We start from the raw sequence: 20457 nt of genomic DNA, 5'->3' as shown, positions 1-20457 counted from the left end.
GGCGAAAATTGCAGGGAGCGACGGTATGAGACCGAAGCGTCAGATTTTTGCAGGATGGGCCTTGGGCCTTGCGACAGTTGTCGCAGGTTCCATCACCTTGCCTGCTGCGGCCGACAAGGCCTCCAACCAGCGCGCAGAGGTCGTTCTGACCAACGCTGCGATGGATTTCCGCCGCGTGGCGGAACCCACAAGCGACAGTGCGACCGTGCGCCGTCTGGCTGAACTGTACGGCCCCGACGCCATGGTCGAGACACCGTTGCAGCGTGTTCATTTCGATCTGGGTGATGTCGACCGCGATACGCGCTCGCTGCGCCTGCAAAGCGATGCCGAAATGCGCGAAGCGCTGTGCCTGGCCGAAGCCGTCTATTATGAAGCGCGTTCTGAGAGCCGTTCAGGGCAGGTCGCCGTGGCCCAGGTCATTCGCAACCGCGTTGCATCCAAGCATTTCCCCGATTCCATCTGTGGTGTCGTCTATCAGGGCTCCGAACGCCGGACAGGTTGTCAGTTCAGCTTTACTTGCGACGGATCGATGGACCGCGTCCCGACAGGCGAATCGTGGACGGAATCACAGGATGTCGCCCGTTTCGTGCTGACACAGTCCCCGCGCAGTCTGGTCGGCCGGTCGACACATTATCATACGACACAGGTTTCACCTGTCTGGTCGGCTACGCTCGAACAGACGCGTCAGGTCGGCAGCCATATTTTCTACCGCTTCCCATGGCGCGAACGCCCCACAGCGACGGCGTCCCTGCGGGCCGCACCGCCGAGCTGATTGCGCGGCAAAACCAGACATGAAAAAGGCGCGCTCTCGAGCGCGCCTTTTTTGTTGGGATCGAGCTTATCGAGCCCAGATTGCGGCGGTTGGGGCCGGGTCTATTGACCCGTCCAGTCGTCGCTGACCTTATGCTCATCGACGAGCGTTCTTGAAATCAGCTTGTCGTTCTTGAACCACTGCCAGACGCGGGCCCGCTTCTGGCCATCGTCACTGATCTGGATCATCTCGTAAAGATAAAGATCGGGCTCTCCCGTGCGGGTCCAGTTCAGCATGGTGGACCGCCCGAAATCATCGAGCTGCACATCCGCAGCCCAGCCCTGAATGAACTCATTATCCCAGCGAAGACGTCCGCCCTCGACCGTGGCTGGGAAATCACGCGTATCCGTACGGCCATCATCCCAGGTATAATAGTTCGTCTGATGATAGGGGTGGCCTTCATCCGGGAAGCGACAGACGAGCTTGGACTTGTGCTCATCCGTCTTGTTGCCGTCCGCATCATAATGGCGGTAGACGCCCTCCCAGACGCCTTCGTGGCGCGCGAGTGTCGGCATTTGTTCTTTCAGCGGATTGGTCATGATGTCTGTCCCTTATTGATAGGGGCCGTTAGTAGCGCGCCTGATCGATCGGCGTTTGACCTATTCCAAGACGACGGGATGCAGCGCTCAGGCGCGACCGCGATGCTCTGTGAAGTCTTCCCGGCCACCCAGTTCCCGGATCTTGTCCAGATTGACGATCTCGCAGGAATGGCTGTCCTTGAAGGCTATGATCCCGGATCGTTTCAGCGACGAAAAAGCGCGGCTGACCGTTTCGATCGTCAGACCGAGAAAGTCGGCAATGTCGAGCCGGGTCATGGGCAATTCGATATGGGTCGACTTGTCGCGCGGGCCGACGGGATCGAACCGGGCCTGATTGGCGCGCAGATAGAGCAGGAAGGACGCGACGCGTTCGACCGCGCTGCGCTGGCCGATCGTATAGACATGGTCGTGCGCGCTTTCCAGAATACGGGTCAGCACCGTCCGGAATTCGGACGCAAATCCGGGCGTCGTTTCGAGCACGCGTTCGAGCGCATTGCGCGGATAGCAGATCGCCTTCACTTCGGTCAGTGCGGTTGCCAGATTGGGATAGCGCTCGGTCGAGCTCGCGCCCAGGAACTGCCGCGCGCCGAGAAAGGACAGGATCTGCCGCCGTCCGTCCCGGCCATTGCGGGCCAGGGCGACCGTGCCGTCCAGCACGTCGTAGAAATAGTCCGTCCGCTCGCCTTCCGTGATCAGATGCTCGCCGGGCTGGAATGTTCGCTCCCGGCCTTCTGCGAATAGAAAGTCCAGTTCTGCGCTGGATGCCCCATCGGCCATTTCTGCCAGATGTCCCTTCCGGTTACTCACGTATTCCCCTCTATGATGTCGAGCGCGGTGCGTTCTGCCGACTCCATGGCGGCTTCCATACCCGTGTGCAATAGACCGAGATGTTCGCCGGCGAAACGCAAAGGACCGATCGGCCGTCCCATATCGCGCCCAAACCGCGCAGCCTGACCGGGTTGCCAGTGATAATAGGCCCCGCCTGCGAACGGATTATTGGTGGTCCAGTCGATCAGGGCGAGCGGGTCGAGCTGACCCTGCGAGGCGGGCCGTAATTCCGCCAGGCGCTGGACATAACGCTGCTGCGCACTCGCCGTGTCGTGCATCCAGTGCGCGACGCCCGTGCCATTGACCCATCCGCGCTGGAAGCCCGACAGGCTGCCGTCCCGGCCCGAATCCGCGAAGACGCGTTCCAGGTCCGTATCGGTCCAGAGGCTCGGGGCCAGATCATCCGTCGTCCAATAGTCGGTTTTGGCGCGCATATGGACCTGCATGATCTGCGTGTAGGCCAACCCGTCAATGGCTTCGGTCAATGGCAGCGGCGTATCGAAGCCCGACAGTCGGATCCGGCGCAGCGCCGGGAAGGGCAGGGTGCAGACGATGTGCGCGCCCGTAAAGGACCCACGCGATGTCCGGACCGTGCCGCGACCGGCTTCCAGTGCAATCTCCGTTACGGGATGGTCCGTCAGGACGGGCTGGTTGAGGCTCGCCGCCATGGCTTCGGGCAGACGCTGACTGCCGCCTTCGACATATTGTGTCGCGCCCATTCCGGCGCTTTGCTGGTAGAGCTGCCAGGTCCGGTGCAGATTGAGCATGGAATAGCTGGACAGGTCATTGGCATTGAGCGCGCGATCGATCAGCCCTTGTGCTGCCTGAGAAAAGCCGTTCTGCGTCAGGAATTGCGCGGCGGAGATGTCCAGCTCCGGCGCGGGGTCGAGCCAGCCATCGGGCCGGTCGAAACCTGGCGTCCGGGCCAGCAGGCGGAACAGAACGGACCCCGGCGGCGTGTTGCGGAACGGCTCCGGAAAGACCGGAATGTCGACGCTGCCCAATTGCCACGCGTCGTTGAGATAGTGGGACGTGGCCGGACCCCGCCCGGTCTCGGCATAGAGCGGGACGCCCAGTTCCGCCGCCACATCCAGAACGCGCGCATAGCTGGCCCCGATCTGCTGTCCGCCGCCTTCCGTATAGCCATCGCCGTGATCGAGGGTGAACATGCGTCCGCCGACACGTGGCAGGGCTTCGATCACCCTGACAGTGAAACCCGAATCTTCCAGCAGCATGGCAGTGTAGAGACCGGACAGGCCGGCCCCGAGAACGATCACATCGGCGTCCAGCTTGCGGCTGGAAGGCTGGCAGGCAGGCATCAGCAGAGACGAGGCGGCCAGCCCGATAAGCGTATGTCGGCGTGTCAGATCACAGGTCATGAGACGCATTGCCGAGCAGAAGACCCACTTCGCCTTGTCATGTCGCAAGTCATGGGAGATGTTGTCGGGCAGAAGCGCGCTTGTCGCAAACAAAAAATTGGGGGGACGCTACATGGCGGATTTAGCCGGAGACGACGCCGGAACGTCGAAAATGGGTGAATGGCGGCGAGGCTGGCCGATCGTTTTGGCCAGTCTGGTCGGTATCGCTCTGTGCCTCTCGCCTCTGCCCTATTGGGCACTGATCATTATCGGCCCGGAATTAGCCAGAGAATTTGGGTGGTCGCGTGAGGTCATCACCGCCGGATTTCTATTCATGACGTCAGGTGTGTTGATCGGTGCGCCCGTCGCGGGACAGCTGGTTGATCGATATGGCGCCCGGAAAGTCCTGCTGCCCTCCATCGTCGCGCTGGGTCTTGGGACCATGGCCTTTTCCCAGATGACGAATGATCCGCGCGTCTTCTACCTGATTTTCTTCATCACGGCGGTGCTCGGCTCGGCGACGCTGCCGATCACCTGGACCAAGGCCATCGTCAATAATTTCGACCGCTATCGGGGATTGGCCCTCGGGATCGCCCTGACTGGCACCGGACTTTACGGCTTCATTGCGTCGCCCACGATCCAAGCCATGATCAACGCGTTCGGATGGCGCTGGGCTTATGTCGGCGTCGGGGCTCTACCGTTGATCCTGTCACTTCCACTCGCCATCATTCTGTTCAGGGACGAGAAGGAAGATCGACAACTCGCCGATGTCGATACGTCGATGGAGCGCTCACTGATGAGCTGGATCTGGGTGCCAATCCTGATCGCCATCGCCCTGTGTGCGGTCGTCATTACCGTGCTCAGCACGCCCAACGGTGCGCAGAAAGCGATCGCTCTGATGGCGGCCTTCTTCCTCGCCTATGTCGGCTATGTTTACATGAAATCGAAGCAGCAGGACGTCAATCCGATGCCGGGACTGACGGTCAAGGAGATTTACGCCGACTACCGCTTCTGGGTGATCCTATTCTGTTTCATGCTGCTCGGCGCGGTCGTCTCCGGCATTATCGCCAACTCCAAATTCATTCTGCTCGACAAGGGCTATACGGCGAACCAGTCGGCCAGCCTGCTGATCGGGGCTGGCGTGATCGGTCTTTCCACCATGGTTGGGCGGCTGGTGGGGGGCTATCTGGTCGACCGTATCTGGGCACCGCTGATCGGCTTCGTGTTTCTGTCCGTGCCGGCGGTCGGCTGCTGGATATTAATGGGGAACCATCCCGTCGCCCTGAACGTCGTCGCGCTCATCCTGGTGGGGCTCGCCGCGGGGGTCGAGTTCGATCTGATGGCCTATTTCGTCAGCCGCTATTTCGGGATGAAATCCTATGGCCGCATCTACGGGCTGATCTATGCTGCTTTCGGGCTCGGATCGGGCACCTCGCCGATCATCTTCAACCTGATCCGCGGTGACAGTCCTGACTATTCCGGCGTTCTGATGCTGGCGTCCTTCGGTTTCCTGATCGGCGGAGCGTTGCTGCTCACGCTTGGCAAATACAGGGATTTTGGCCTTGATCCGCACGCTCACTAAGGCGGTCGCGCTGACGCTGCTCCTGTCGGCCTGCGCGACGGCGCAGGACTATCCGGCGCTGTTTCCGGACGCGCCGGAGCGCACGGGCACGGACATTATGCGCGCGGCGCACGCAGCGGCAGGTGGCGAGAACTGGGTCCGACCGGAGACGCTCTCCATGGACGGCTACGCCGTTTTCTATCGGGGCGGCGAAGCGACACGGCATGAGCGCCACACCATGTACCGGGTTTATGAGTCCGGGAAGGCGGACGCGCACCGCGCGGACGGCAAGGTCCGGATCACATCCTTGCGCGACGGTGTGCCGATCATCGATGTCGCCTTTGACGGGGCGGTCACCTCAACGGCGCAGGGTCCGCAGCCCGAAAGTGCCTCTGACGCGCGCTGGGCCTCCAATTTTGGGTTTGGCGTCATCCGTCACGCACTGGATGAGGGCTATACGCTGTCGCGCCTGCCGGATGATCTGATCGACGGCAAACCGGCTTATTGGGTGCGCGTCACGGACCCGGCAGGCGGCGAAACCCAATTCGCCATCGCCCATACGGATCACGCCATTCTCAGTGTTGCCTTCGACACGGAACGCGGCTGGCATCAGCGTATCTATTCGGACTTCTATTCAAACCCGGGCGTGAACTGGGTGCAGCCGCGGCGCGTCCGGCTCTATTATGATGGGGTGAAGGCCAATGAAGTGATCTGGACCCGGCATCACATCGATGCGGAACTGGATGACTGCCTGTTCAGCCTGCCGGAAGTGGAGGGTTGCGACGGGCCGTTCGACTAGCGCGCAGCCGCCAATGTCCAACCGCTGATCTGGCGGCAGAGGAAAAAGATGCGGAGGGCGTCCGCGGCGTCGGCCTGTCCAGCGACCGGCCAGGGTGGCTATGGCGGTGGCGATTGCTGCCGCCGAAAACGGGCTTTCACCGCAGCACGGTTCTGATCATCCGGAGCCTTCTGTCCTTCAACGGTGTCTCCGGACTGGCTGAGCGTGGGGGCAAACCCACATCACAGCCGAACCGTGATCTCCGGCTCAAAGGTCGGTTAGCGTCCTACCCGCCCTCCGCATGACCGAAGATACGAGGGTAAAGTAGCCTCGCGTTTCGCAAGCGGGGGTTGGGTTTCTGCAGGTCGCGGCAGCCAGGCAGGTTTCAGCTGGTTTAGCCGTGGGTTGAGCTAGCAAACAAGGCGCCTGGTCGCGGGACAGTTTACTTAACATGGTTTGTCATTTGAAGCGCCCGAAGACTTTGTCGATAGTCATACGCATCGTGAAACGTCGCCGTAGAAACAACCCTGGGCCGGAAGCATAAAGTATGCTGAGATTTGTAACCCTATCCTGCGCCGTGCTTCTTATCGGAACCGGTCAGCCCAGTTTGGCGCAAGATGAACATCCGATGGTCGAAGCGCAAAGGCGCCTGTCCTATGTGAAGACCATAAAGCCGCCTGATAGATGGTTATGCAAGTCGACGCCGCGCTATGCGACAGGCGTGCCCATGGACTACGTTCTTTCCATGAACTTCAATTTCACTGATGTGGCGGCGCGTATCCAAAGTGCAGCCGAATTGGAGGGGAAGATCTATCAGTCCAACATTATCATGTATGGAACCGGGTCGGCGAACATTCTCAAAGGAACCGCCAAGGTCGTACTCAACCGCGCCGGGGAAGCCCAGTTGGATCCGTTGCCATCCTATGCGGAATGGGGCGATGTCAGCAAGGATGCTTACGAGCTTTCCATTGTGCCGAGCGCTAACCCGAAAAGCGATAAACCTTACAATCTGGTGGGAACAAGAACATCCGAATTCGGTATTGAGGATATAAGCTGTATCGCCTTTCCGGCACCGCGTCCTGCCGTCGTTTCGATACCCTCGCCGGTGGACTATCTCGTTAGCGTCAAGGCGAACCAGGACCATTGGCGGTGCGATGTCGATCCTGCCCCGGTTGTGAAAGACTCTGACGGGCGAATACTTCTACGACCCGACGTTTATCACATCAATTTTCGCCGACTAAAATCGGGCCAGATCGCCGCAGATATCTGGTCGCGCCCGAAAGCGCTCGGGTCATCATATCTATCGAAATTTTCCAAGGTCGCCGAAAGCCCTCGTGAAGATACGACCCGGCTGACCTTCAAGGCGGCCTATAATATCGAGCGAGACGCCGCCGGACCCCTTGGTGTTTTCTGGTCTGATCCTTTCAGCGAAGTCTTTCAGATCAACATCAAGCCAAACCCACGTGCAAACGCCAAATCGCCCTACGTTTTGACGGGGGCTGCACAATATGAAGGCCAGACGTGGGGGAAAACTCACAAAGGCGGTGAAACGACCTTTAGCTGCTCTGTTGACGAATAAGGCCGTAAAAAAGGCCGCCTATTGGGCGGCCTTTTGATTTCATAAGCTTGAGGGTCGTTTAAGCGGCCTTCTTCCCCGCCTGTGCGTTCAGGATCTTGGCGATCGTGTCGGCTTTCAGATCATCGACGCTGGCGGCGATACCCATGCCGTTGGCGATCTTGACCACATCGGCTTCCAGCATCCGCTCTAGCGCGGATTTGGAGTAGGTCGTCGGCGCGCCGCCATAGATCGTTTCACCATTTTCAGCCATATCGCGCAGACCCTGCGGCGGGGTGAAGCGTGCGCCGTGGCGCTGGGCCAGCATGTCGGCAGTGGCGACGAAAGTGCCGACGCCGATCGTGTCGATGTAGCTCATCGGGCCGCCTGTCCAAGGCGGGAAGCCAAGGCCGAAGATCGCGCCCAGATCGGCGCTTTGCGGGTCGGGAACGACCCCTTCGGCATAGGTGCGCGCACTCGGGACCAGAAGCGCATACATCAGGCGTTGCTGCACCTCTTCCTGCGTCGGTTGGTCTTCGAGCAAAGGATAGTGATCGGTCATGCCTTTCCACAGGCCCAGGCGTTTGCCGGTCTCGTCATAGTCATAGAAACCCGCGCCGAAACGACGCCCGGCCCGGTCCCATTTGGTGACCATGTTTTCCATGAAATCTTCGATACCAGACGGGACGTAATCCTTGCCCATTTCTTCCTGGGTCGAGCGCATGATGTCGTAACCCAGCTTCAGCGTGGTATCGTCGGACACGGCCAGCGGACCGATCGGAAGCCCCATATTCAGGGCGCTATTCTCGATCAGGGCCAGAGATACGCCCTCCGTCACCATCAGGGCCGCTTCGTTGATGTAGGGCGGGAAAACCTGATTGGTGAAGAAGCCGCGCACGTCCTTCACGACGATCGGCGTCTTTCTGATCTTGCTGTTATAGTCGAAGGCGACAGCCAGCGCGCGATCGCCCGTGCCGTCATGCGGGATGATTTCCAGCAGCGGCATACGCTCAACGGGGCTGAAGAAATGCATGCCGATAAACAGTTCGGGGCGCTCGGAATGTTTCGCCAGACCGCCGATCGGCAAGGTTGATGTATTGGACGCGAAAACGACATCGTCGCCAATCACCGCTTCGGTTTTCTTGATGACGTCGGCCTTGACGTCGGGGCGTTCGAAGACGGCCTCGATGATCAAATCGACATCTTTCAGATCGTCATAGTTGGATGTCGGCGTGATGCGCGCGAGAAAGGCATCGGCTTTTTCCTGCGTCATGCGACCGCGTTTGACCCGCTTGTCGAGGATCTTCTTGGTATAAGCGACGGATTTCTGCGCCTCCTCATCCGTGCGGTCGAGGCTGATGACCTCCATACCGGCTTTGGCGGTGACATGCGCAATGCCGGAGCCCATCAGGCCAGCGCCGAGAACGCCGACTTTGCGGATCTCGACCTTGTCGATGCCGTCGGGGCGTCCCGCACCCTTTTCCGCCGCCTGCTTGTTCACGAACAGGGTGCGGATCATGTTCTTGGCAACCGGATCGCCGAACAGGGAGAGGAAATATTTGGTCTCGACTTCGATCGCCTTGCTCATCGGCAACATGGTGCCCTCATAGAGGCAGGACATGATCGCCTTGATGGCCGGGAAATTATCCTTGGACTTGGCCAGTGCCATGGCATTGGCCGCCGAGAAGAATTGCACGGCCTTGGGATTGGTTGCGCCTGCGCCGCCCGGAACCTTGAAACCTTTCACGTCCCAAGGCTGCAATGTGCCGGCCATATTGTCCTTCACCCAGGCTTTGGCGGCGTCGATGGTTGTCCCGGGCTCGACTACTTCATGGACCAGACCTTGCGCCTTGGCTTTCTGAGCGTTGAGATTGGTCCCGGTCGTGATCATCTGCGCGGCATTCTGCAGTCCGATCAGACGCGGCACGCGTTGCGTGCCGCCGCCGCCGGGCAGAAGTCCGACCAGCACTTCCGGCAGGCCGAGCTTCACCTTGGGGCTGTCTGCGACAACGCGGTAGTGGCCGGCCAGCGCCAGTTCCAGGCCGCCGCCCAGCGCCAGACCTTCCAGCGCGACGGCAACGGGCTTGGCTTTCTTGCCTTCACGCTGAATTTCGCGATCCGTATGACCGCCCGTTTCCAGTTTCCGGAAGGCCCGGTTGAGCGTCATGCCCGCCTCAAAAGCAGCCTTGTCGAGCGTGCCGTCCTGCTTTTCCAGCATGCGCAGATCGGCGCCCGCCATGAAGGCGTTCTTGCGCCCGGATGCGATGACGAGCCCCGTCATCGTTTCAGAGGCGATGAATGCGTCGAAGAAACGCGGCATTTCAGCCATGAAATTTTCGTCGATGACGTTCATGCCCTGATTGGGCACGTCGATTGTCATCAGGGCGATGCCGTCCGCGTCCGTTTCGACGGAAAAAGTTGTGTAGTCTGCCATTGTCCTGTCCTGTCGTCCTTTGGGCCTAAACGCGCTCGATGATGGTCGCGATGCCCATCCCGCCGCCGATGCAGAGCGTGACGAGGGCGGTTTCCTTGTCGGCCCGTTCCAGCTCGTCCACCATGGTGCCGAGCACCATCGCACCCGTCGCGCCCAGCGGATGGCCCATGGCGATCGCCCCGCCATTCACGTTCATGATCGAATGATCCACATCCATCGCCTGCATGAAGCGAAGCACGACAGCGGCAAAGGCTTCGTTGAGCTCGTAAATATCGATATCGGTCGATTTCATGCCAGCCCGTTTCAGGGCTTTTTGCGCCGCCACTTCCGGACCCATCAGCATGATGGTCGGTTCAGAGCCGATGGACGCCATGGACACGATGCGCGCTCGCGGCTTCATGCCGAGGCGCTCACCCGCATCCTTATTGCCGAGCAGCACCGCGGCCGCCCCGTCGACGATACCGGAGCTGTTGCCGGCATGGTGGATATGGTTGATCGCTTCGACTTCTGGATAGCGCAGTTTGGCGACGTCATTGAAGCCGAAGTTCTGTCCCAGCATGGCGAAGGACGGGTTGAGTGCTCCGAGGGCCTGCATATCCGTCTTGGGACGGATCGTTTCGTCACGGGCCAGGATTTCGACGCCCATCACATCCTTGACCGGAATGATCGACTTGTCGAAACGGCCTTCGTCCCAGGCCTTGGTCGCGCGCTTATGGCTTTCGACGGCATAGGCGTCCGCATCGTCGCGGGAAAAGCCGTATTTTGTTGCAATCAAGTCTGCTGAAATGCCCTGCGGCACGAAATAGAGGTCGAACATGGCTTCCGGGTCGGCCACCATGGCGCCGCCGTCGCTACCCATGGGTACGCGGCTCATGCTTTCGACGCCGCCGCCCATGGCGATGTCGCATTCGCCGGACATGACCTTGGCTGCTGCAATGTTGGTGGCTTCCAGCCCCGAGCCGCAGAAGCGGTTGACCTGTATACCGGAGGTCTGGATCGGATAGCCCGCCTCGAGCACAGCCGTGCGGGTGATGACCGATCCCTGCTCGCCGACCGGGGACACACAGCCAAAGGCGACATCTTCGACTTCGCCCTTGTCGATGTTCAACCGCTCCGGAATGGCTTTCATGACCTGTGCGGCGAGCTGTAGAGGCGTGATTTCGTGCAGGCTGCCGTCTTTTTTGCCTTTGCCGCGCGGTGTTCTCACCGCGTCGTAGATGAATGCTTCGGCCATGGTCGAAACTCCCTTGCTCCGAGTGTGTCAGTTAAGTTGCGCTGCCTCTAATACGCGGCAGCCGGGCAAGGGAAGGGCCGGTAGCTGTGATTCCACGCTTCATCCGTGTTGTGTTGAACCCCAACTTTGCATGAAGGATGCAGGCAAAGGGGACAGTTTCAGCCCGTCAGCCATGCTCACGGATCTGTGATGCCAGCCCGTTGGCACCTGCGATCAGCAGGCTGATATCAGATCCCATCAAAAAGAAATGGACACCATGTGCGCGCCATTTCGGGATTTCGCTGGCCGTTCCGACAAAGGTTCCGATCCTTTTTCCGTGGCGACGGGCCGTCTCGGCAATGTGGATGACGGCGTCTGTGACGGCCGGGTCGTCCCGATCCGTTTTCCCCATCGAAACGGTCAGATCGGACCGACCGATGAAGATCGCATCCAGTCCCGGCGTGGCGCAAATGGGCTCGACATGGTCGAGCGCGTCGGCGTCTTCGATCTGGGCGATGACGGCAATATGGCGATCGGCCTGTACGATCTGTTCCGTCAGAGACTGCGCGCCATAGGCCGCTGATCGGACCGAGCCCGAAAAGCCGCGGCCCGTAGCGTAACGGGCGTGACTTGCGAGCGATTGGGCATCATCAGCCGTGCGGACGTGGGGGCAGAGAATGGCATCGGCCCCCGAATCGAGCGCAGCCCCGATCAGGGACGGATCGTTCTGGGCGATCCGGACTATTGCCGCCCGACCGGCGGCCCGCAGGGCCAGAATGCCCAGATTGAGATCGATCCTGTCGAAAACGCCGTGTTCGCCGTCCAGGCAGACGCAGTCGCAATCGATCCGGGCTGTCGCTTCCAGATGGGCGATTGCAGGGGATGTGTAGAAGGGACCCCAGATAAGGTCGCCGGATTCAAGACGGTCACGAAAGCTCATGGGCCCGTCTTGCCCGGCCTGTGGCATGAAAACAACAGCTGGCCGAGATTCCATGATCCATGACAAACAGAGCTTGCGAGATTGTCATCCTCTGCCTATTCGGGTCCAAAGCCGCACAAAGCGGCCTTGGACAATAACCACGGGAACCCCATGACTAAGACACGTTCGCTACTTGCGACCTCTACGGCTGCGCTGGCTCTTCTTGTTACACCGGCTTACGCTCAGGACACATTCGATGACGAGATCATCGTCACGGCCACGAAGCGTCAGACAACGCTGCAGGACACACCCGTTGCGGTGACCGTCACGACCGCGGATGTGATCGAAAAGGCACAGATCCTCGACATCAAGGACCTGCAGTCCGTCGTTCCGACCTTCAGGGTTTCGCAGCTGCAGAACTCGGCCAACTCGACACTGATCATCCGCGGCTTCGGCAATGGCGGTAACAATATCGGGATCGAGCCATCCGTCGGCCTGTTCATCGATGGTGTCTATCGGTCGCGCGCCGCGGCTCAAATCGCCGACCTGCCCAACCTGCAGCGGATCGAGGTTCTGTCAGGGCCGCAGTCGACCCTGTTCGGTAAGAACGCTTCAGCGGGTGTTGTCAGCGTCATCACGGCAGAGCCGGACTTTGAGGGCAATGGTTACGTTGAAGGCGGTCTCGGCAATTACGGCCTCGGCTATGTCAAAGGCTATGCCTCGACGGGTCTGAGCGAGAATGTCGCTTTCAGCCTGGGCGGTGGTTATCAGTATCGCGATGGTTATTTCGATCCGGCTCCCGGAACGGCCGGCGGCAAGTTCAATGATCTGAACCGCTTCAATATTCGCGGCCAGCTGCTCTGGACGCCAACCGACGATCTGTCAGTCCGCATCATTGCCGACCGCTCGACGATTGACGAGAATTGCTGTGGTACGACCACGGTCGTGGCGGGTCCGACAGTCGGTATCATTCAGGCTCTGGGCGGAACGGTTCCCGGTCTGACCGATACGTTCAGCTATCAGACGACAGCCAATCGCGCGACAAACAACGAAATCACGGATGAAGGCCTGTCGCTGCAGATCGACAAGGACTTCGATTGGCTGGGCGGCGTCACCATGACGTCGATCACAGCGCAGCGTGCCAATAATGCCTTCTATGAAAGCGACAATGACTTCACGTCACTGGAACTTCTGGAAGATGTTTTCCAAGGCGTCGACATTTCGACCTTCACCCAGGAATTCCGACTGGCTTCAACAGGCGGTGGCCCGCTGAGCTGGCTTGTCGGCGGTTTCTATTTCAACGAATTGATCGATCAGAACTCGGGTCTGGATTACGGCAATCAGCTGCGCGGCTATATCGATGCGTTGGCATCGGGTGGTCAGTCACTGGTTCTCGGCCCAGCAGCGTCTCCGCTGGCCGGTATCGAAGCGTCACTGGGCTTTGCGCCGGGGACGTTTTTCAACGATAATGTTCAGATCAACGAGACCTTCACACAGGACAATGAGAGCTTCTCGCTCTTCGCCAATGTCGATTATGAACTGACGGACCGCTTTACGGTCACGCTGGGCGGCTCCTACGTGAACGACAACAAGCAGGTCACTGCGTCCACCGTCAATAATGACGTGTTCAGTAACCTGTCGCTAACAGGCGCTGATGGGACACAGGTCATCTCGACCGGTCTGTTCCTGAACGGCAATGCGGCGGCGGGTATTCCGTCCTTCCAGCAGGCGCTTGGCATCGCGTTTACGCCCGCCAACTTCCAGGCTGCGGCCTCGGGCGCTTTCGGTCCAGCTGCACAAGGCTATGTCAATCTGGTGCTGGCAGGCTCTGCAGCCTCTGCTGCCGATCCGAACGGTCCGCTGGCCGGTCTTCTGCCGCTGCAGTTCCAGCCGCAATTCCTCGCTTTCGGCAATGCTGTCGAACCTGGCATCACGGATGATGATCAGTTCACCTACACGGTCAAAGGTGCATTCGAGGTGAGTGACAATCTCAACATCTATGCATCGACATCGACAGGTTGGAAGTCATCCTCCTGGAACCTGACGCGCGACTCCCGTCCGTTCATCAATAGCGGTCCTGCGCTGTTCGAAGCCGGTCTGCTGCCGACGAACTATAATGTCCGCACAGGTCGTAACTTCGGTACACGCTTTGCGGGTCCAGAAGAGTCCACAGTCTACGAAATCGGTCTGAAAGCCCGTTTCGGCTGGGGTGCGTTCAATATGGCGCTGTTCGATCAGACGATCGAAGGCTTCCAGTCGACCATCTTCCAGGGCACGGGCTTCGTTCTTGCCAATGCGGGTGAACAGTCGACACAGGGTATCGAGTTCGACTCGACCTTCACCCCTGTCGATGGTCTGACCCTCGGCTTTGCAGGTATTCTGCAGGATCCGACATATGACGACTATCGCGGTGCTCCGGTTGTTCAGGGCAGTGTCGAAGATCAGGCCTTCGGTCTGCCGAATGACGGGATTGGCGATCTGTCGGGCGAACAGCCTGCCGGCATCAACGAAGTCTCTCTGTCCTTCTCCGGCCAGTATGAGTTCTCGCTGTCCGAGAAGATCGATGCCTTCATCCGCGCCGATTATCAGTATGAAGACGAAATCCAGGTCGTCGACAACATTCCAGGCGTCACACGTGACACCAGCAATGTGAACGCGGCGCTTGGCTTCAGCCTCGACAGCGGACTGGATATCCGTTTCTGGGGTCGGAACATCTTCAACCACGAAACGCTCACCAGCGCCTTCCCGGGCGTCGTGCAGGCGGGTACGATCAGTTCCTACCCGAACCAGCCGCGCACTTATGGTGTCAGCCTTCGGAAGAACTTCTAAAACTTACTCACGGGGTGAGGCGGATCCCAGTCGGCTGCAAAGCCGACGCATCCGCTTCGTTGGGGAGGAGGGCCGTCCGGAGGGGGCGGCCCTTTTTTATGCGCGTTTGATTGTCGCGTGATGTCGTTGCCGTAAAGTGCATTGCCGTCATGAGCCCCCTTGTGATGGCGTCTCACATGTCATTGCAGCGCCCATGTCGTCCCGCTAGGCCTTCAGGTCATGACACGTCAGACACTTGCCAATCCGTTCGACACGGTTGAACGCCGCGCTTTCCGCGAGATGCTCCGTGATTTCATGGCGCGTGAGATTACACCCCATGCCTTCGACTGGGACGAGGCCGGTGAAGTGCCGTGGGCCATTCATGAGAAGTTCGGGGCGCTGGGGTTGTGGGGCTTTGGGATCGACGAGGCTTATGGCGGGCTGGGATTTGATGATCCGTTCATGCGTATGGATGCCGCCATCGAAATTGCGCGCTGCGGCGTCGGCGGCATTGGCGCGGCAATCGGCGGGCGGGGCATTTCGCTCGATCCGATTCAGCGCCTTGCCAATGATCGGATCCGGACAGAAATTCTCCCGGAGATCATTGCCGGACGGGTCGGGTCGTCCCTAGCGATCACCGAACCGGGCGGCGGATCGGATGTTGCGCGCCTTAAAACGACGGCCAGACGTGACGGCGATATGTGGGTCCTCAACGGCTCCAAGACGTTCATAACGGGCGGGATGGAGAGCGACTATTTCGTCGTTGGCGCGCGTACGGGCGGCGAGGGGCTGGCTGGGATTTCGCTGTTCTTCGTCGAAGCGGACCGGCCCGGATTTTCGCGCACGGAACTGGGCAAGAAAATGGGCTGGTGGGCATCCAATCAGGCGACGCTCTATTTCGATGATCTGCGCGTTCCGGCTGATAATCTGATGGGGCAGGAAAATTACGGCTTCATTCAGATCATGAACAATTTCAATTATGAGCGCCTGAGCCTGGCCTCGATCTCACTCGGCATGATGGAGGCGGCGCTGGAAGACAGTATCGCCTGGGCGCAACAGCGAGAAACCTTCGGTAAGCCATTGATTAAGCATCAAGTTATCCGTCACAAGATTGCGGATATGAGCGCCCGGATCGATGCACTGCGCAGCCATCTCTGGATCATCTGCGCGACGATCGAACAGGGCACAATGCCGGTAGCGGAACTCTCCAAGGTGAAGTTCTTCGCCACCAAGGCGCTCGAATTCGTCGCCAGCGAGGCGATGCAGATATTGGGTGGTGCGGGTTACTTGCGCGGAAACCGGGTTGAATCGATCTACCGGGATGTCAAAGTCATCGCGATCGGCGGTGGGTCCGAAGAAATCATGAGAGACTTGGCCGTCCGCCAGATGGGTCTTTAGAGTTGGGGTTATGAGATGACACAGAAAGCTTACAGCGATTTCAATCAAGTCATCGACTGGATCGAATATCACGCGGCGACCAAACCGGATGCGCGCGCCATGGTCGATCTCGCCAGCCAACGCGTCTTCACCTACGCCGACATGCATGAACGCGTGGCACGGGCGGCTGGCATGCTTAAGGACCGCGGGATCGCGCCCGGGGATCGGGTGGCTTTTCTGTGCCTGAATACTACCGATGTGATGGAATTGATCTTTGCCTGCTGGCGGGTCGGTGCCGTCTGTCTGGCGCTGAATTTCCGGCTGACACCGCCTGAGTTGATCTACATTCTGAATGACAGCGAAGCCTCGCTCGTCCTCGTCGATGAGCCGTTTGCCGGTGTCGCAAAGGCTTCGGTGGAGGCCTGCCCATCCGTTAAGTGTTGGATTCACACAACAGGCGTCGGCAAGGATAGCGATTACGAAGCGGGTCTGGCTCAGGCGAGCCCCGTCTATGATTTCCATCCGCAGACCTATTCGGAACAGGCACTGCTGATGTATTCGTCGGGCACAACGGGACACCCGAAAGGTGTGATCATTACGCATGGCATGATCGAATTCACCAATGCCGGGGCGATGCGCGTCGGAGATGCGCGACCGGATCGTGTCAGCCTCAACAATATGCCGTTGTTTCACATTGGCGGACTGGGCGTGACCGCCTTGCCCTGCCTCTGGATCGGCGGGTGCTGCGTCATCATGCGAATTTTCGATGTCGATGCGACACTCAAAGCGATCGATGACCCTGATCTGAGCGTCGCTGTTCTGTTCATGGTTCCTGCGGCGTATAACGCCATGCGGCTGCATCCCGATATCGACAAGATCGACTTCTCCCGGATCGAGATCGCACTGGGCGGTGGCGAAACCGTGCCGGAACCCTTGTCGCATTTCTGGCTCGAAAAGGGCTTGGTCATTCAGGAAGGCTACGGAATGACCGAAACCTGTGCCGCAGGGACGACACTACGAAAAGAAGATATTCCGCACCGGATCGGCAGTGCCGGGCGGCCCCTGTCGCATTCGCGCATCAGGGTCGTCGATGAGAACGGACAAGAGGTGCCACGCGGTCAGACTGGCGAAATTCTGTTCAAGGGCGCGTCCGTAACGCCCGGTTACTGGCGTAACCCCGAAGCCAATGCGGCCAGCTTTACCGATGATGGCTGGTTCCGGTCAGGCGATATTGGTCGCATGGATGCGGATGGCTATGTCTATATCGAAGACCGCGTGAAAGACATGTATATTTCAGGCGGAGAGAACGTCTATCCCGCTGAAATCGAAAGCGTTATCTTCGAAATGCCGCAATTTTCAGAGCTCGCCGTCATCGGCGTGCCGCACGAGAAATGGGGAGAAACCGGCTGCGTCGTCGGTGTCTTGGAACAGGATCAAAGCTGTACGCTGGATGATGTTCTGGCGCATCTGCAAGGACGCCTGGCGCGCTACAAGCTGCCCGGCCATCTGCATATCGTGACGGAACTGCCGCGCGGCGGCTCCGGCAAGGTTCTGAAATATCAGCTTCGCAAATCCGTGCCCGACATGTTGCGCCAGTCCGCTTCTTAGAGCGGCGTGCCGGAAACTCCGCAGCGCGATAGGAAGGGCCCTAGAAGGACCCTTCGCTCGTCATCCCGCTCGGATTGATCTCGGTTTCGCAAATATCGGTGACTTCCGCGCCGGCACTGTTGAGGAAGACTACACGCGCCGGTTCGATTTCCCGCACGATCGTCTCCTTCTTCTGGATCGGCTCATAGGGTTCGTTCTCGATTTCCGTGATCGCGGTGAAGGTTCGCGTCACAGCCGGAATTTCAACCCGTTGCAAGGCACTCATCGGTGTGCAGGTCCGCATCTCCGGGACGTCGATATTGACCGATGTGTCCATATCGTCGGGGACAGTCTGACACGCTGACAGAACCGTCAGGCAGGATAGGGATAGAATAAGCGCGCGCATGGTATCTCCAGCGGTAGGATGGTGTCGCTACATGGCCCACCATGGCGTCAAAATTGTGACATGATCACGGCGCAATCAAGCACCAATGGCACAGAATCGCATGACGTGATGGTTAAGACTTTCTTTCCCGAAACATGTTGAATTAACCGCGCAACAATGCAGTGCGCACGACCCTTCCGTCGTGAACTTGAAAGCCTTACGGCCCTTTAAGTTTCCCGCGCGGGCGCGTCGCTTATGAGAAGACGCCGCGGTTTCATCCGGCCCGGTTGATAAAGGATTGATGATTGTGAGCCTGATCGCCCTGAGTATCATGCAAGTCGAGCCCGCTTCGGTGGGGGATTACTCCTTCCTGTCGCTGTTCATGATGTCGGATTGGGTCATCAAGGCCGTCATGCTGATCCTCGTGCTGGCATCGGTCTGGAGCTGGGTCGTGGCGGTCGACAAATTCATCATGATCACGCTTTTGAAACGGCGCGCGACCGATTTCGAAGATACGTTCTGGTCCGGTCGCACGCTGGACGAACTCTCGGCTGCGCTGGGCAATGATGCGCGGGACCCGATGGCACGTGTTTTCGCCGCAGCGATGCGCGAATATAATGAGGGCAGCGGAACGCAGCGGATTGGCAGTACCAACGCCAAGCATGAACGAATCGACTCGGTCATGAACCTCGTGATCAACCGCGAACTGGCCAAAGCCGAAAAAGGTTTGCCCGTGTTGGGAACCGTGGCGTCCATCTCGGTCTTTATCGGCCTGTTCGGCACGGTCTGGGGGATCATGAACTCCTTCCGCGCGATTGCCGCGTCAGAGAGCACGAACCTGGCCGTCGTAGCGCCCGGCATTGCCGAAGCGCTTTTCGCGACCGCGCTCGGCCTGATTGCGGCGATCCCGGCCAAGATTTTCTACGATATGTATCTGACTGACATCGACAAATATGGCGGTCGCCTGGAAGGTTATGCGGACGAACTCTCCGCCATCCTGGGTCGCAAGTTGAACGCGGGCGGCTGATATGGGCATGTCGGTACAACGCGGCGTCGGCCGCAATGGCGGGCGCAGGCGCTATCGCCGCTCTCGCGTCAGTTCGGAGATCAACGTCACGCCGCTGGTTGACGTCATGCTGGTGCTTCTGATCGTCTTCATGGTCGCCGCACCGCTCCTCTCCGTCGGTGTGCCAATCGATCTTCCCAAGACCGACGCCAAGGCGCTGCCGTCCCAGCAGGACCCCTTGACCATCACCGTCGATGCGGACGGGTTGGTCTTTCTACAGGAAGAGGAAGTCCCGATCGAGGATCTGGTGGCCAAGCTCGTCGCCATTTCGGATGCGGGCTATGACGAACGGATCATCATGCGGGCCGACAAGGATTCCAATTATGGCGCCGTGATGCGGGTCATGGCGCGCGTAAATGCGGCAGGCTTCTCCAACTTGAACTTGCAGACGGATCCGATCAATCAGTAATGCGCGCAGGCCTGCCCATATCGCTGATCCTGCATGCAGGCGTCATCTTCGGGGCGGGGTTCGCCTTCACGGCCGTCGAACCGATGGAACAGGGCCGCATCGTCCCTGTCGAACTGATAACGGTCGACGAATTCACCAATATCCGTGCCTCGCTCAAACGCCCTGCGCCGCAGCCAGGCCCCGAGCCCGAGCCTGAACCCATGCAGGTTCTGACGGCTGCGGACAATGCGCCGGACGCGTCCGACACGACCAGGATCGCCCCCGATGAGATGGCCGAAATCACGCCGCCCCCTGTGGAGGCCGATGATGATCCGGTCGAGGATCCCGAACCCGAACCTGAAAAGGTGGCCGAAGCGCCAGCCTTCGATCTGGACCGCATTTCCAGCCTGATCGACAAGTCCAAGGACACATCCCTGGTCGCAAACTCGCAGATCGCCGAGGAAGGGCCTTCGGAGCGTCTCGTCTATTCCGACCGTGCCCGCGAAGGCATCGGGGCCGGCAATGCGATGACCCTGTCCGAACTGGATGCTTTGAACAGCGCCATGTATCGGTGCTGGCGCAAGCCCGTCGATGCCAAAGACCTCGAAAAGCTGGTGGTCCGCCTGCATGTCGACATGATTCCGGGTGGTTTTATCAAGGACGTGCGGGTGATCGATCGTGCCGCATCGCGCCGTGCCGCGCCGGGCAATCCGTTCTGGGACGTGGCGGAGATGCGCGCCATGCAGGCCGTCAAGAAATGCGCACCCTATGATTTTCTTCCAGCGGACAAGTTCGATCAGTGGGAATCACTGATCTTGAACTTCCGTCCGCAACTGTGAGACTGAGAGCG

General features: G+C 59.4%; 17 protein-coding genes. 10 read left to right on the top strand and 7 right to left on the bottom strand.

The features are described 5' to 3' along the window. Positions 1–25 precede the first annotated feature (25 nt). Positions 26–772, top strand: a complete 747-nt coding sequence (locus tag AB6B39_RS10785; RefSeq protein ID WP_284370503.1) for a cell wall hydrolase — start codon at positions 26–28, stop codon at positions 770–772. Between the two features lie 101 nt (positions 773–873). Here the strand turns inward: AB6B39_RS10785 and AB6B39_RS10780 are convergent, their stop codons facing one another. From AB6B39_RS10780 to AB6B39_RS10770, 3 genes are all read right to left on the bottom strand, one after another. Beyond that, entirely contained in the window at positions 874–1350 is a 477-nt protein-coding gene (locus AB6B39_RS10780) for a hypothetical protein (RefSeq protein WP_284370505.1), read from the bottom strand. Between the two features lie 87 nt (positions 1351–1437). Further along, on the bottom strand, positions 1438–2157 hold the full coding sequence (locus tag AB6B39_RS10775; protein WP_284370507.1) for a Crp/Fnr family transcriptional regulator: 720 nt from the start codon (positions 2155–2157) through the stop codon (positions 1438–1440). After that, positions 2154–3557, bottom strand: coding sequence for a flavin monoamine oxidase family protein (locus tag AB6B39_RS10770; protein WP_284370509.1), 1404 nt, complete (start codon positions 3555–3557; stop codon positions 2154–2156). Before AB6B39_RS10770 ends, AB6B39_RS10775 begins: the two co-directional genes overlap by 4 nt. A gap of 112 nt (positions 3558–3669) precedes the next feature. Here AB6B39_RS10770 and AB6B39_RS10765 point away from each other — a divergent pair, with 112 nt between their 5' ends. The 3 genes from AB6B39_RS10765 (at position 3670) to AB6B39_RS10755 (ending at position 7454) form a co-directional block, all read left to right on the top strand. After that, positions 3670–5118 (top strand): MFS transporter, encoded by a 1449-nt coding sequence (locus AB6B39_RS10765; protein ID WP_284370511.1) that lies wholly within the window; start codon positions 3670–3672, stop codon positions 5116–5118. Continuing rightward, complete coding sequence (locus AB6B39_RS10760; RefSeq protein WP_284370513.1) at positions 5099–5896, top strand: hypothetical protein; 798 nt, start codon at positions 5099–5101, stop codon at positions 5894–5896. The genes AB6B39_RS10765 and AB6B39_RS10760 overlap by 20 nt, the downstream gene beginning before the upstream one ends. A 607-nt stretch (positions 5897–6503) precedes the next feature. Beyond that, complete coding sequence (locus AB6B39_RS10755) at positions 6504–7454, top strand: hypothetical protein (protein WP_284370515.1); 951 nt, start codon at positions 6504–6506, stop codon at positions 7452–7454. Positions 7455–7512: 58 nt separating this feature from the next. On the opposite strand, the gene AB6B39_RS10750 is transcribed toward AB6B39_RS10755, so the two are convergent. From AB6B39_RS10750 to AB6B39_RS10740, 3 genes are all read right to left on the bottom strand, one after another. Then, complete coding sequence (locus tag AB6B39_RS10750; protein ID WP_284370517.1) at positions 7513–9864, bottom strand: 3-hydroxyacyl-CoA dehydrogenase NAD-binding domain-containing protein; 2352 nt, start codon at positions 9862–9864, stop codon at positions 7513–7515. 25 nt (positions 9865–9889) lie between these two features. After that, on the bottom strand, positions 9890–11098 hold the full coding sequence (locus AB6B39_RS10745; RefSeq protein WP_284370519.1) for an acetyl-CoA C-acetyltransferase: 1209 nt from the start codon (positions 11096–11098) through the stop codon (positions 9890–9892). Positions 11099–11264: 166 nt separating this feature from the next. Then, positions 11265–12017: an HpcH/HpaI aldolase family protein gene (locus tag AB6B39_RS10740; RefSeq protein WP_284370521.1), complete on the bottom strand. Its 753-nt coding sequence runs from the start codon at positions 12015–12017 to the stop codon at positions 11265–11267. A gap of 150 nt (positions 12018–12167) precedes the next feature. On the opposite strand from AB6B39_RS10740, the gene AB6B39_RS10735 reads away from it, so the two are divergent. From AB6B39_RS10735 to AB6B39_RS10725, 3 genes are all read left to right on the top strand, one after another. Then, positions 12168–14825 (top strand): TonB-dependent receptor, encoded by a 2658-nt coding sequence (locus tag AB6B39_RS10735; RefSeq protein WP_371398568.1) that lies wholly within the window; start codon positions 12168–12170, stop codon positions 14823–14825. Between the two features lie 219 nt (positions 14826–15044). Further along, on the top strand, positions 15045–16202 hold the full coding sequence (locus tag AB6B39_RS10730) for an acyl-CoA dehydrogenase family protein (RefSeq protein WP_284370525.1): 1158 nt from the start codon (positions 15045–15047) through the stop codon (positions 16200–16202). A gap of 15 nt (positions 16203–16217) precedes the next feature. Continuing rightward, a complete protein-coding gene (locus tag AB6B39_RS10725) occupies positions 16218–17789 on the top strand; it encodes an acyl-CoA synthetase (RefSeq protein ID WP_284370527.1) in 1572 nt (523 codons plus the stop codon). A gap of 40 nt (positions 17790–17829) precedes the next feature. On the opposite strand, the gene AB6B39_RS10720 is transcribed toward AB6B39_RS10725, so the two are convergent. Beyond that, positions 17830–18174, bottom strand: a complete 345-nt coding sequence (locus tag AB6B39_RS10720; protein ID WP_284370529.1) for a hypothetical protein — start codon at positions 18172–18174, stop codon at positions 17830–17832. Between the two features lie 310 nt (positions 18175–18484). Between AB6B39_RS10720 and tolQ the strand changes: the two genes are divergently transcribed. From tolQ to AB6B39_RS10705, 3 genes are read left to right on the top strand one after another with little or no spacing between them, the layout of a single operon-like run. Beyond that, positions 18485–19180 carry a protein TolQ gene (tolQ, locus tag AB6B39_RS10715; protein WP_371398763.1) on the top strand — a complete coding sequence of 232 codons (696 nt, stop codon included), beginning with the start codon at positions 18485–18487 and terminating at the stop codon, positions 19178–19180. A gap of 1 nt (position 19181) precedes the next feature. After that, a complete protein-coding gene (locus AB6B39_RS10710) occupies positions 19182–19628 on the top strand; it encodes an ExbD/TolR family protein (RefSeq protein WP_348520145.1) in 447 nt (148 codons plus the stop codon). After that, on the top strand, positions 19628–20446 hold the full coding sequence (locus AB6B39_RS10705; protein ID WP_371398567.1) for a hypothetical protein: 819 nt from the start codon (positions 19628–19630) through the stop codon (positions 20444–20446). Before AB6B39_RS10710 ends, AB6B39_RS10705 begins: the two co-directional genes overlap by 1 nt. Positions 20447–20457 lie beyond the last annotated feature (11 nt).

Source organism: Algimonas porphyrae, from assembly GCF_041429795.1.
Classification (GTDB): Bacteria; Pseudomonadota; Alphaproteobacteria; order Caulobacterales; family Maricaulaceae; genus Litorimonas; species Litorimonas porphyrae.
Note: the sequence above shows the minus strand (reverse complement) of the source record. Positions and strands in the feature narration are given on the sequence as shown.

What these genes read in the sequence shown, in the direction of transcription:
- AB6B39_RS10765 (WP_284370511.1), top strand. Translation starts at nt 3,670, where the DNA reads ATGGCGGATTTAGCCGGAGACGACGCCGGAACGTCGAAAATGGGTGAA.
- AB6B39_RS10735 (WP_371398568.1), top strand. Translation starts at nt 12,168, where the DNA reads ATGACTAAGACACGTTCGCTACTTGCGACCTCTACGGCTGCGCTGGCT.
- AB6B39_RS10785 (WP_284370503.1), top strand. Translation starts at nt 26, where the DNA reads ATGAGACCGAAGCGTCAGATTTTTGCAGGATGGGCCTTGGGCCTTGCG.
- AB6B39_RS10750 (WP_284370517.1), bottom strand. Translation starts at nt 9,864, where the DNA reads ATGGCAGACTACACAACTTTTTCCGTCGAAACGGACGCGGACGGCATC.
- AB6B39_RS10705 (WP_371398567.1), top strand. Translation starts at nt 19,628, where the DNA reads ATGCGCGCAGGCCTGCCCATATCGCTGATCCTGCATGCAGGCGTCATC.
- AB6B39_RS10755 (WP_284370515.1), top strand. Translation starts at nt 6,504, where the DNA reads ATGGTCGAAGCGCAAAGGCGCCTGTCCTATGTGAAGACCATAAAGCCG.
- AB6B39_RS10725 (WP_284370527.1), top strand. Translation starts at nt 16,218, where the DNA reads ATGACACAGAAAGCTTACAGCGATTTCAATCAAGTCATCGACTGGATC.
- AB6B39_RS10770 (WP_284370509.1), bottom strand. Translation starts at nt 3,557, where the DNA reads ATGACCTGTGATCTGACACGCCGACATACGCTTATCGGGCTGGCCGCC.
- AB6B39_RS10740 (WP_284370521.1), bottom strand. Translation starts at nt 12,017, where the DNA reads ATGAGCTTTCGTGACCGTCTTGAATCCGGCGACCTTATCTGGGGTCCC.
- AB6B39_RS10745 (WP_284370519.1), bottom strand. Translation starts at nt 11,098, where the DNA reads ATGGCCGAAGCATTCATCTACGACGCGGTGAGAACACCGCGCGGCAAA.
- AB6B39_RS10730 (WP_284370525.1), top strand. Translation starts at nt 15,045, where the DNA reads ATGACACGTCAGACACTTGCCAATCCGTTCGACACGGTTGAACGCCGC.
- AB6B39_RS10780 (WP_284370505.1), bottom strand. Translation starts at nt 1,350, where the DNA reads ATGACCAATCCGCTGAAAGAACAAATGCCGACACTCGCGCGCCACGAA.
- AB6B39_RS10710 (WP_348520145.1), top strand. Translation starts at nt 19,182, where the DNA reads ATGGGCATGTCGGTACAACGCGGCGTCGGCCGCAATGGCGGGCGCAGG.
- tolQ (WP_371398763.1), top strand. Translation starts at nt 18,485, where the DNA reads ATGCAAGTCGAGCCCGCTTCGGTGGGGGATTACTCCTTCCTGTCGCTG.
- AB6B39_RS10720 (WP_284370529.1), bottom strand. Translation starts at nt 18,174, where the DNA reads ATGCGCGCGCTTATTCTATCCCTATCCTGCCTGACGGTTCTGTCAGCG.